We start from the raw sequence: 9,543 nt of genomic DNA, 5'->3' as shown, positions 1-9,543 counted from the left end.
AATCCATATCAACTGATTCAGAAAACGAGCGCAAATCGATTCAATAAAGGAATCAGCTAATAGCAACAAAAGATTGGACGGATGCTTTGGCGCGCCGCGACAATCAAGGCATAGAAGGACAATCAAAAGAGCCTCGCACATCAATCCGGAGACAACGCATGAGCAATGCAGACAGCGCCGTCGCATCGACAGACGCCCACGCCAGCACGGAAAAACGCACCAGTCATCGCTGGGTGGTGATGGGACTGATCTTCTGCATCTGGGCTATCGCCTGCGCGGATCGCGCGAATTTCGGCATCGCGCTGCCGTATCTCAAGAAAGAATATGGCATTACCAATACCGAGGCCGGGCTGATCGTCAGTCTGTTTTCGTTCGCTTATGGCTTCGTGCAAATTCCCGTTGGCCTGCTTTACAAGCGTCTTAGCGAAAAGACCACTGGCCTGCTGTTTTCCGTCTTCATGATTCTGACGTCCGTATTTACAGGTCTGATGGGCACCACGTCGTCGGTCTTGTTGCTGATGACTTATCGCGTGGGACTCGGGTTGTCGGAAGGGCCGCTTGGAATCGGCTGCACGAACGTGATCAATCGTTGGTTTCCCTCGCGAGAAAAAGGCACGGCCACCGGCTTGTGGATCGCGGCATCGAAACTCGGGCCGCTGATCGTGCCATCGGTGTGCATCATCGTGATTCAGTTGTGGGGATGGCGCGAAATTTTCTATGTGTTCGCTATTCCCGGCATTTTGCTGGCCTTCGTGTGGATGCTCGTCGTCACGAATTCGCCGAGTGAGAACCGCTTCTGCTCGCCCGCCGAACAGCGCTACATTCTCGATGAATCGAACGAAGGCGCACGCAGCGCAGGCCGCCGTCCGCAGATGGAGCCGATGCCGCGTCTCGATGCGATCAATCGCACGAAAAAGGTGCCGCAACTCGAAACCATCGGTCAGGTGTTTCGTTCGTGGAATATCTTTGGCGTGGCGCTGGGCTATGGCTGCATGATCGGCATCAGCAATATTTTTATCTCATGGATTCCTACGTATCTCGTCACCGTTAAGGGTTTTGCATCGGTAAAGATGGGCTTTCTCGCGTCGGCGCCGTTCATTGGCGCAGTCACGGGCAATATGCTCGGCGGCTGGATTTCGGATCGCTTCCTCGGCGGCCGCCGCAAGCCGATGATGATGCTCGGCGCACTCGGCACCATGATCATGATGTTCGCTTTGATCGATGCACCCAATAGCGTCGCGTATCTCGGCGCGGCATTGATCGCGTCGGGACTGATGCTCGGTATTGGTTTTGCGGGCTATTCCGCGTATCCGATGGGCCTTGCCACGAAAGCGACGTATCCCACGGCGTTCGGTATCGTGAATTCGCTCGGGCAGATTGGCGGCGCTTGCGCACCGCTCGCGGTCGGCTTGCTGCTCGATCGTTATAGCTGGACAAGCGTGTTCATGTATATGCTCGGCACCTCGCTGCTGTGTCTGATTTTGCTGATCAGCATTGTCGAGCCGATTGCGCAGCCATCGAAGAAATAAGGTTTTATAGGCCGTTTTCCACCATATCCAGAAGACGCGTGGCAAGCGGTTCGATCTGCTTTTGATCGAGCCCTTGCAGCGGCCCTTCAATCAACAAGAGCGCAAAGCCATGCACCGCGCTCCACGCAAGATATTCCGCTTCCGGACGACGCTTCATGTCCAGCGCGCCCGCTTCGGCCATTTCATCGAGCGCACGGCTCAGTAGCTCGAAAGGATCGAGTCCGCTCGGTCCTTTTCCATACGCGCCTTCGTGCGCTTCCCATTCTGCTGGCGGCGCCGCAAACGCGGTGCGAAACAAGCCCGTTTCCATCTGCGCAAAACGCAGATAACCCGTGCCGATAGCGCGCAATCCGGCACGCGCCGCGTCCATGCGACGACGCTTCCTGGGACGCGCCGCCAGTTCTTCTTCCATCGCTTGCGCGACCGCGGAAAGCGCCGCCGATCGCACCGCTGTCAGCAATTCATCGCGGCTTTCGAAATGCCGGTACGCCGCATTCGGCACCACGCCCGCACGACGCGTTGCTTCGCGCAGCACGACGGCGTCAGGCCCGCCATCGCGTGCGAGTTCGATACCTGCATCGATCAATGCGCGGCGCAGATCGCCGTGTCGATACGTGCTTCTCGGCTTGCCATTCTTCATTTTTATTCGGGCATGAAATCTCAATGTGGACAGTGTCCATTATCTCTGCTATTTTTTGTGGACGCTGTACACAAGTATAAAAATAGTTTCCTCTGTCCGACCCGCTCAACGAATCGCTCAACTCAAGGAGCAGACATGCAAGTGCAACCTTATTTGTTCTTCGAAGGCCGTTGTGAAGAAGCGCTGACGTTTTATCGCGAGCATCTCGGCGCGCAAACGGTGATGATGATGCGCTTCAAGGAAAACCCCGAAGCTGGGAAAGCCGAGACCGCAAGCGGTTGCAGCCTGCCGCCCGGATCGGAAGAAAAGATCATGCACGTGGCATTCACCATCGGCGATTCCATGTTGATGGCGTCTGACGGGATGTGCAGCGGCAAGCCTGAATTCAAGGGCGTTTCGCTTTCTTTGACGGCGAATGACGAGCAGCAGGCAGAGAAGTATTTCAACGCGCTCTGCAACGGCGGACAAGTGCAGATGCCCATGACGCAAACGTTCTTCGCTAAACGCTTCGGCATGGTTCAGGACAAGTTCGGCGTGTCGTGGATGATTCTTGGCGGCGTTCAGCATGCGCCTGCCTGACGCTTAAGCAAGCACGCGGGAACGTCGCTTGCGCGCGTATCGTCGTATCGTTCGAAAGGAGAAACGACATGAGTGACTATGCCGGACGTTCCCAGGAAGAGCGTATTGCCCGCGAGAAAGGCCGCAAACAGCCATCGCAAGAACAGTCGGGTGGCGACATGGCCCAACCCGGCACCGAGGCCGACAAGGACCATAGCTGCGGCGAACTGACCGAGCGTGGCAAGGAAGTGTGGCGCACGGGATCGGGTATCGACGGAGGTGGAAAAACCTGATGCGCGTATCGACTTTCAGAAACGTGAAACAATAAGCGCGCTATCCGTACTCACGATCTGAAAGGAGCCGTCTATGAGCGCCTCGCGCAATACCCATTCTTCCGCTTCGGACATGCCTGCTGCGTCAGCCGATCGTCCAAGCCGCGAAGAAGCCGAAGCCGCCGTGCGCGTGTTGTTACGTTGGGCGGGTGACGATCCGCAGCGCGAAGGTCTGCTCGATACACCCGCGCGCGTGGTGCGCTCGTATGAAGAATTCTTTCGCGGCTATGAGCAGAATCCGCACGATATCCTCGCGCGCACGTTCTCGGAGGTGGAAGGCTACGACGAGATGATCGTGCTGAAGGATATTCGCTTCGAGAGTTACTGCGAACATCATATGGTGCCGATCATTGGCCGCGCGCACGTGGCCTATTTGCCAAACAAACGCGTGGTCGGCATTTCCAAGCTCGCGCGTCTGGTCGATGCCTTCGCCAAGCGTTTGCAGATTCAGGAAAAGATGACGGTGCAGATTGCGGATACCTTAAACGAGGTATTGCAGCCGATCGGCGTCGGCGTCATTTTGGAAGCGGCGCATCAATGTATGTCGACGCGCGGCGTGCATAAAGCGGGCGTGTCGATGGTGACATCGCGCATGCTTGGATCGTTCCGCGACGACGCTTCTACGCGGCGCGAATTCTTATCCATCGTTGGTAATACGAACGCGTTCAGCGTATCGAATACGTAAAGCAAAAAGGCCTGCAAATGCAGGCCTTTTACGTTAAAAACACGTTCAAGCGCACTATGCGCCGAAGCCACCGCCGGGCGCATCACCGCCGCCTTCACGCACTTTCCCCTGCGAGACATTGCTTCCCGGCGGCACGCTATGCGTGAGCCACACGTTACCGCCGATCACCGAACCCTTGCCAATCGTCACGCGGCCCAGAATGGTCGCGCCCGCATAAATCACGACATCGTCCTCGACAATCGGGTGGCGCGCATTGCCTTTGACGAGCGAGCCATCATTGGACGCCGGAAAGCTCTTTGCGCCCAGCGTCACCGCCTGATACACGCGCACATGCTGCCCGATGATCGCCGTCTCGCCAATCACCACGCCCGTGCCGTGATCGATAAAAAAGCTCGGCCCGATGGTCGCGCCCGGATGGATATCGATCCCCGTTAGCGAGTGCGCGATCTCGTTGATAAAGCGCGCCAGCAGCGGCACGCCGAGTTCGTGCAACGCGTGCGCAAGCCGATGATGCGTCATCGCCCAAACGCCCGGATAGCACAGCAAAATCTCGGTGATGTGCTGCGCGGCGGGATCGCCCGTGAACGCGGCCTGAATATCCGAGACGAGCAGCGCGCGGATTTGCGGCAGTTGCGTGCCGAACTCGCGCGCGATGGCGAAGGCCTGCTCGCTTAGCACGGCATCGCCGGTATCGCGATGTTCCGGCAAAAACCGCAACGCGCGGCGAATCTGTTCATGCAGCAGCCGCAAGGTGCTTTCGAGCGTCTGACCGACGTAATAATCGACGCTTTCATCGGTCAGATCGGGCGCGCCGTAATGCGTGGGAAACAGCGCGGCACGCAGACCATTGACGATCTTTTGAATAGCTTCGCGCGATGGCAATTCGCGTATGCCCAGCGGATGCCGCGTGCGATGCAACTCTTCGCGCGATTGCCGCAAGTCGGCCACGATGCGGGACAAACCCCACTCGTGCGGCGCGAGCGGCGTATCGTCGGTGGAGATGGCGTGCGGCGGCGCGGCCGCGAGCGGTGGCTTGTTTTGCATGTGCGTGCTGAGGCTACGGAGACGGAACAAACGTCAAGAGTAACCGTTTTCGGGCGCGCCTGCCGCCCGTCGTCGATGCGGCTTCGGGAGATAAGCGAACGTGTTCATGAGCGCATGGTCACGTTGCTGGCGTCGATCCATCGCACGGCCCAGTCGCGCGCGTGCGCAATGGCGTCGCCTTCGTTGCGAAAACGCAGGTCCGACGGAAAGAAGCGATTCGCGACGAGTTCACCATCGCTGGTGCGCGAGATCACGACATAAGGCTGATAGCTGCCGTCACCGGCCCTGGCGGGCGCGCAGTTGAGTAGGTAGCCTCGATGTGAAAAGGCTGCATCGTGTTGCATGAGTCACCCGTATCTGACGTATCTAAGTGCCCTGCTCATTCGAATTCAATGCCCGACAGCGGTACTCGACGCGCCCTCCTTGTTGCTCGCGTCGCGCGTATTGCGCTTTGCCATCGACAGGTTCCAAATCATACTTGTATGAAATGCGCTTGGGGCCGAAAAAAAAGCCTGAATTTTTCATGCGCATGGACTGACGCCTTGCGACAAGGGTTGCAGTTCCGTCGCCAAATAACCGGAACGAGTCTTGCGTCAGGGCGGTTGATTCACGTCAATCAACGGAGCACGCGATGAACAACGCCGGAGCAAACGAATCGCAGGAAAAGCAAAAGGATCGCACCGCGGAGAGTCCGATCAAGACGCCCGCCGCTGAAACTGCGCACGTCACATTGAGCGATGCAAACAAAGCCGCGGCAGGCGGCGAAGCGCACGCGGGCGCGCACGCCAAGACGCCGATACCGCAATCCGCCGATACGACCATCGGCCCGGAAGGCGAGCGCGAGCGCAGACCGCGCGGTATAGACGTAACAAACGACGACACCCTCGATGACACCGTCGATGCGGACGGCAAGAGCCGCGACGCGCAACGCGAAGCGGAAATGCTGGCGCGCGATCCCGACCGCGTGATCGCGAACAACGCGACATCCGTTAATTATGTGCCCACGCCCAGCGATGGCCTCGGCGGCTTCGACAGCCGGCCAGCGCGCAATGGCGTGCTGCTGATGCTGGAGAGCGGCTATCGGATGATCGATCGCGGCATGGTCGCGCCGGTGAAGGCCGAAGTCGAAGATCGCCTGTATTACGAAGGCCGCGACGCACACGGGCACGCTCTGCGCGGACGCAAGCATTACGCGCTGAATCATCTGCGGCCAGCGCGATTGTTTGAACTGGAACGCTCGTAAGTCTGAACCGATGCCACGTGACGTGTTGCGTTGGGATCACGTAACACGGCGTGGCATGAACTTCGATCATGCTGCTTTCGGGCGGCTAGCCAGGGCTGGCACGCGGAATGCTCTTTCGTGCAAGCGGTTGAGCCACGGCATAAAAACACGCGGCCGGCCGTCATAGCGAAAACGAAGAAAGGGGAAGGCCAGATGAGCGTGCTCCAGACTTACGACGATCGCACGGACGGATCCGCTGCGATTTCTGTTCCGACATCCGATATTCGATTCAGGCATGCGCTCGCCTGTCTCGGCGCGGCGTGGGCGCTGTCGTGGGCAGAACTCGCGCTCGCGGTCAGCATCGGCTTGCCGGGCGATGCAACGGCGCATCCGCTGGCGGCATCGGTGGTATCGAGAGTGCTGGTTGCGCTCTTGTATGCGTGCGTCGCCGCGCGGCTGCAATGGGCGCGTTGGGTGACGGTCGCGCTCGGTTTTGTCAGCGTCGCGTTCGTTGCACCGACGCTCGCGCTGCAATGGCATGTGTTTCCTGCTGCTGCCGTGGTGTGCGGCGCGGGACTCGTCTGCAAGCTCGCAGGTTCGTTCTATTTGATTCGCCCTGTAGCCGAGGCTGAGGCCGCGCGCGTCTGAGCTATGCTCTTTGCTTCATCATCGGATGGAGCAGCGCGATGGAGTGGACGAAGAACGCATACCGCGTGACGACCGATATCGAACGATTCGATTTCGATGTCGTGCACCGATATCTAAGCGAAGTGGCGTACTGGTCGCCGGGAATCGCGCGAGAAAAAGTGGAGCGCGCGGCGCGGCATTCGCTCGCCTTCGGCCTTTTCCATGGCGATGCGCAAATCGGCTATGCGCGCATGATTACGGATACCGCGACCTTCGCCTACCTCGCCGATGTGTTCGTTTTGCCCGAGCATCAGGGCGCGGGTCTGGGCACATGGATGATGGAATGCGTGATGGCGCATCCGGAGTTGCAAGCGCTGCGCCGAATGATGCTGGTGACTTCGGGTGCGCACGGGCTTTATGCGCGCTTTGGGTTCAAGGCAAGCGCGCATCCGGAGCGGATTATGGAGAAGGTCAGGGTTTAATGCATCCGCTGGTGGTGAGGAAACAGCCGGTGCCATCGTTGCCGGCCGGATAACCCCACGATACCCAGGACTCTTCCGGTTTCCAGACGTGGTCCTGGATCAGCCACACCGGCGAAAACGACAACCACTGCTTGCTGTCGATCATCAGAGAGCCTCTGACCCATCCCATCAGCACGACGCCTCCGCGCCCGTCGTACCACCAGACCGGGCCGCTGGAATCGCCGCCGGCGACGAGATTGCCGCTTGCGGCGGCGGCGTAGCACATCGAAGCTGTGCGAGGACAGTCCATGGTCATGGTGCCACAGCGATAACCGCCGGACGACCGCGTGTCGGCCGACATACCCGAATGGCAGATCCAGTCGCCCTTCTTTAGATCGCCATGCGAAACATCGCTGATCGGCGCGTCCTGCCACCCGTCCGAAACACGGATGCGCGGAGCAATGGGTTGCGTTCCGGTTGCGATCAGACCGATATCGTCACCTGTTTCCGTGTTGGTCGGTCGAGTTGTATGCGCAACCCTGCCGAAGTTACCCTGCCCCGTCACCGACTCGATACGCCACGCGCCGAGCGGACTGGCCATATGTCCCACGCCCGGAATGTAATAGACGCCCTTGTACACCCACACACCCGCGCCCGATGCACCTCCCGGCACTCCGCCTACACCGGCAGGATGCGTCGCGTTGTTCCATGTCCACAGCGACTGCGCGCACGCCAACTGACTGAACCCGAGCAGCGCCACGGCAATGAAGTGTTTCCACGCACTTTTAGAAAAGTTTCGCATGTCAATTCCTCCTGAGAAGGATCGACTATTCGCTAATACTCAGGTATCCGAAAGGAGACAATTCCGATATTGGCGGACGGACTTTTGATGAGGCGTCAGATGTGCAGCACATTGCTGCTTCTTGCTACTTTTGGCACGTTGAGTATTGTCAGGATGCAGAAATCGAAAGCATCGCCGTCGTAGTTGATGGTGAGACTGTTGCCATCTGGCTTGCACTGACTGCATTCACATGCTCGCGCAACTGATCTCGGTCGTCCCATGCGCCGATAAGATTGGTTTGCGTCAGTATTCCAGCATCGGCCCTGCGCATCGCGGATATCGACAGGAATGGAGTACTGATCAAATGAAACCTGCGTTTTGCTGCCATCGGCAAGCGTGACTCCGCCCAGCGGATCGATTTCGCTGATGGGCAAGTTGTTCTCATCGAAGCGAACCAACGAAATATGGCCACGCGAATCGATCACTTCCGTTTCGCGCAGCGCATCGTGATAGATGAAGCGGTAATCGTGGAGACCGCCGTCGCCCCACGCATGAATGACCTGCCACGCGTCGTTATAGTCGTAATAGAAGGCCTGGCCCACGCGATCGATATGGCGCGTCAGATGGTGGCCCTTATAGCCATAGCTGCGCGCAGCGTCGAGTGCATCCGTGGCGGAAATCAGATTGCCCCGGTCATCGTAAAGATAACTAACCAACTTGTGAGTCTGCCTCGTGACCGAATCGTAAAGCACGATTGAATCGATACGACCGTCGTGTGTCGGACGCACATCGAGCAAGCGCCCGGATTCTCCATCAACACTGCATTCGACGATGCGTCTCAGATACTGCCAATCCGCAGGCGGCGATAACGATAGCCCGGCGCAGGCGCGCTAAATCCTGCCTCGCACGGAAAAACGTAAAGCTGATTGCCTATCCGGACGCGCAACTCGCTGCCGCTGGGTTTATCCACACGGAACAAACGCGCACCGTCACGCAATTCCTTCACCGTGTGCTCCGCGCCGCACGCCGCGGGCAGGTTGGCAAAGAGAATCGAAATATGTGGGCCGATCAGCGTGACCGTGCCATCTCTTTCAACGTCGAGATGCAGGTCAGCGGGCGTGCGCCAGCCCTGGCCGCATTGGCCCGACTCGTCGCAGCGACCGGGTTGTAGTTCATCGGATCGAACATCATCCTAATATGAGGTGTCGTCAACGGTCCGGTACAGGCTTTCCGTAAGTGCGGATATCCACTCTGAACATCGAATGTTTGGGCGGCGACGCGCTGTCAACGGCTTCAGCGCAATCCAAGCCCACCCTTCTACGAAAAGTGGCACAGCAGCTCCCAGCACCCGCCCGCGATACACACTGCGCCCTTTTACCCGGGGATTCGACTTGCCGGGCGATGGCTTACGAACGCGGGATTCGTGCCGGGGCAACGCGTGAAGGTGAATGTCGAACACGGCACACCGGTGATTACCGCGGGATAAGCAAACGAAGGGCCGCTTTTAGTGGCCCTTCGTCGACCATATCTAACTACTACGATATACAAAAAAATCCCCTTCATCACCGATGCGAATAACATATTCCGGCATATCAATAAATATCGGCGATATTAAAAAATTTCTCAAATCGCCCTGGTCGATCGACTCCGCAATAAAACTCAAA

The 9,543-nt window shown here is 58.3% G+C and carries 13 protein-coding genes; 8 read left to right on the top strand and 5 right to left on the bottom strand.

The features are described from left to right. Nucleotides 1-158: 158 nt before the first annotated feature. Nucleotides 159-1,529, top strand: coding sequence for an MFS transporter (locus P7F28_RS06615; protein ID WP_277183698.1), 1,371 nt, complete (start codon nucleotides 159-161; stop codon nucleotides 1,527-1,529). Between the two features lie 4 nt (nucleotides 1,530-1,533). On the opposite strand, the gene P7F28_RS06610 is transcribed toward P7F28_RS06615, so the two are convergent. After that, nucleotides 1,534-2,169, bottom strand: coding sequence for a TetR/AcrR family transcriptional regulator (locus P7F28_RS06610; protein WP_277183697.1), 636 nt, complete (start codon nucleotides 2,167-2,169; stop codon nucleotides 1,534-1,536). 135 nt (nucleotides 2,170-2,304) lie between these two features. On the opposite strand from P7F28_RS06610, the gene P7F28_RS06605 reads away from it, so the two are divergent. The 3 genes from P7F28_RS06605 to folE all read left to right on the top strand — a co-directional run bounded on the left by P7F28_RS06605 (nucleotide 2,305) and on the right by folE (nucleotide 3,744). Beyond that, nucleotides 2,305-2,748: a VOC family protein gene (locus P7F28_RS06605; protein ID WP_277183696.1), complete on the top strand. Its 444-nt coding sequence runs from the start codon at nucleotides 2,305-2,307 to the stop codon at nucleotides 2,746-2,748. A 68-nt stretch (nucleotides 2,749-2,816) separates the two neighbouring features. Next, nucleotides 2,817-3,020, top strand: a complete 204-nt coding sequence (locus P7F28_RS06600) for a hypothetical protein (protein WP_277183694.1) — start codon at nucleotides 2,817-2,819, stop codon at nucleotides 3,018-3,020. 73 nt (nucleotides 3,021-3,093) lie between these two features. After that, a complete protein-coding gene (gene folE, locus P7F28_RS06595; RefSeq protein ID WP_277183693.1) occupies nucleotides 3,094-3,744 on the top strand; it encodes a GTP cyclohydrolase I FolE in 651 nt (216 codons plus the stop codon). Between the two features lie 54 nt (nucleotides 3,745-3,798). On the opposite strand, the gene epsC is transcribed toward folE, so the two are convergent. Continuing rightward, the gene (epsC, locus tag P7F28_RS06590) at nucleotides 3,799-4,788 is read right to left on the bottom strand and encodes a serine O-acetyltransferase EpsC (RefSeq protein ID WP_277183691.1); all 990 of its coding nucleotides are present in this window, start codon (nucleotides 4,786-4,788) and stop codon (nucleotides 3,799-3,801) included. Between the two features lie 104 nt (nucleotides 4,789-4,892). Continuing rightward, entirely contained in the window at nucleotides 4,893-5,132 is a 240-nt protein-coding gene (locus P7F28_RS06585) for a hypothetical protein (RefSeq protein WP_277183689.1), read from the bottom strand. A 287-nt stretch (nucleotides 5,133-5,419) separates the two neighbouring features. Here P7F28_RS06585 and P7F28_RS06580 point away from each other — a divergent pair, with 287 nt between their 5' ends. From P7F28_RS06580 to P7F28_RS06570, 3 genes are all read left to right on the top strand, one after another. Beyond that, on the top strand, nucleotides 5,420-6,031 hold the full coding sequence (locus P7F28_RS06580; protein ID WP_277183688.1) for a DUF3005 domain-containing protein: 612 nt from the start codon (nucleotides 5,420-5,422) through the stop codon (nucleotides 6,029-6,031). Nucleotides 6,032-6,223: 192 nt separating this feature from the next. After that, complete coding sequence (locus tag P7F28_RS06575) at nucleotides 6,224-6,658, top strand: hypothetical protein (RefSeq protein ID WP_277183687.1); 435 nt, start codon at nucleotides 6,224-6,226, stop codon at nucleotides 6,656-6,658. 38 nt (nucleotides 6,659-6,696) lie between these two features. Further along, a complete protein-coding gene (locus P7F28_RS06570) occupies nucleotides 6,697-7,119 on the top strand; it encodes a GNAT family N-acetyltransferase (protein WP_277183686.1) in 423 nt (140 codons plus the stop codon). On the opposite strand, the gene P7F28_RS06565 is transcribed toward P7F28_RS06570, so the two are convergent. Together P7F28_RS06565 and P7F28_RS06560 are read right to left on the bottom strand one after the other, a co-directional pair. Further along, nucleotides 7,109-7,900, bottom strand: a complete 792-nt coding sequence (locus P7F28_RS06565; protein ID WP_277183685.1) for a hypothetical protein — start codon at nucleotides 7,898-7,900, stop codon at nucleotides 7,109-7,111. The two genes, P7F28_RS06570 and P7F28_RS06565, sit on opposite strands and share 11 nt — an antisense overlap. Nucleotides 7,901-7,995: 95 nt before the next feature. Beyond that, nucleotides 7,996-8,481: a hypothetical protein gene (locus tag P7F28_RS06560; protein WP_277183684.1), complete on the bottom strand. Its 486-nt coding sequence runs from the start codon at nucleotides 8,479-8,481 to the stop codon at nucleotides 7,996-7,998. A 755-nt stretch (nucleotides 8,482-9,236) separates the two neighbouring features. Here P7F28_RS06560 and P7F28_RS06555 point away from each other — a divergent pair. Continuing rightward, complete coding sequence (locus P7F28_RS06555; protein ID WP_368860325.1) at nucleotides 9,237-9,365, top strand: SymE family type I addiction module toxin; 129 nt, start codon at nucleotides 9,237-9,239, stop codon at nucleotides 9,363-9,365. Nucleotides 9,366-9,543: the final 178 nt, after the last annotated feature.

Source organism: Caballeronia sp. BR00000012568055 (assembly GCF_029439455.1).
GTDB lineage: Bacteria > Pseudomonadota > Gammaproteobacteria > Burkholderiales > Burkholderiaceae > Caballeronia.
Note: the sequence above shows the minus strand (reverse complement) of the source record. Positions and strands in the feature narration are given on the sequence as shown.

What these genes read in the sequence shown, in the direction of transcription:
- P7F28_RS06600 (WP_277183694.1), top strand. Translation starts at nt 2,817, where the DNA reads ATGAGTGACTATGCCGGACGTTCCCAGGAAGAGCGTATTGCCCGCGAG.
- P7F28_RS06580 (WP_277183688.1), top strand. Translation starts at nt 5,420, where the DNA reads ATGAACAACGCCGGAGCAAACGAATCGCAGGAAAAGCAAAAGGATCGC.
- P7F28_RS06575 (WP_277183687.1), top strand. Translation starts at nt 6,224, where the DNA reads ATGAGCGTGCTCCAGACTTACGACGATCGCACGGACGGATCCGCTGCG.
- P7F28_RS06565 (WP_277183685.1), bottom strand. Translation starts at nt 7,900, where the DNA reads ATGCGAAACTTTTCTAAAAGTGCGTGGAAACACTTCATTGCCGTGGCG.
- P7F28_RS06605 (WP_277183696.1), top strand. Translation starts at nt 2,305, where the DNA reads ATGCAAGTGCAACCTTATTTGTTCTTCGAAGGCCGTTGTGAAGAAGCG.
- epsC (WP_277183691.1), bottom strand. Translation starts at nt 4,788, where the DNA reads ATGCAAAACAAGCCACCGCTCGCGGCCGCGCCGCCGCACGCCATCTCC.
- folE (WP_277183693.1), top strand. Translation starts at nt 3,094, where the DNA reads ATGAGCGCCTCGCGCAATACCCATTCTTCCGCTTCGGACATGCCTGCT.
- P7F28_RS06570 (WP_277183686.1), top strand. Translation starts at nt 6,697, where the DNA reads ATGGAGTGGACGAAGAACGCATACCGCGTGACGACCGATATCGAACGA.
- P7F28_RS06610 (WP_277183697.1), bottom strand. Translation starts at nt 2,169, where the DNA reads ATGAAGAATGGCAAGCCGAGAAGCACGTATCGACACGGCGATCTGCGC.
- P7F28_RS06585 (WP_277183689.1), bottom strand. Translation starts at nt 5,132, where the DNA reads ATGCAACACGATGCAGCCTTTTCACATCGAGGCTACCTACTCAACTGC.
- P7F28_RS06615 (WP_277183698.1), top strand. Translation starts at nt 159, where the DNA reads ATGAGCAATGCAGACAGCGCCGTCGCATCGACAGACGCCCACGCCAGC.